Source organism: Streptomyces africanus (genome assembly GCF_002150735.1).
In the GTDB taxonomy this organism is placed as follows: domain Bacteria; phylum Actinomycetota; class Actinomycetes; order Streptomycetales; family Streptomycetaceae; genus Streptomyces; species Streptomyces africanus.
On the sequence record NZ_MUKA01000390.1, the window covers coordinates 1 to 599 of the forward strand.

Sequence of the window (599 nt, forward strand, 5' to 3'; positions counted from 1 at the left end):
CCTACGAGGAGGCCATGCGCAACAGCGAGGACCCCGAGACCAGCAGGATGGCCGAGCAACTGGGCGCGCTCTGCATCGGCGAGCGGGTGTACACCAACTGCGATCTCGTGGCGGAGCGGGAACTCGCACAGCCTCGCCGGCACGCGTGAGGGGGCTCGCCACGACCGGAGTGCGGGGCCTCTTCACGTCTGCGACGATCACCGCATGATCGCTCGGCGCAGGCCGCTCACGGCACGGTGGACGACCCTGGCGCCCAAGCGTTTACGCGCATCGCCCCGAAGGTCACCCCGAAGCCGGCTCCGCAGCCGGCGCCACCGGCACCGGACGCGTCTCCGGCAACAGTGCGAAGCACCCCAGGCTGAACAGCGCGATCGCCGTCAGATACGCGGCCACGCCCCACGGCACCCGCCCGCCCTGCTCGGCCAGCGCCGTCGCCACGATGGGCGTGAGCGCGCCTCCGACGACCCCGCCGAGGTTGTAGCCGACCGCGGCGCCCGTGCAGCGCACCCGCGGCTCGTACAGCTCCGGCAGATAGGCGGCGATCACGGCGAACATCGCGATGAACGCGAGCATCGCCCCGAGGAAGCCGAGGAACATCG

The 599-nt window shown here is 71.6% G+C and carries 1 pseudogene; it reads right to left on the minus strand.

Annotated elements, in window-relative coordinates:
- Positions 1-282: 282 nt before the first annotated feature.
- A pseudogene (locus tag CCL05_RS37125) lies at positions 283-599 on the minus strand (MHS family MFS transporter); the annotation flags it as partial.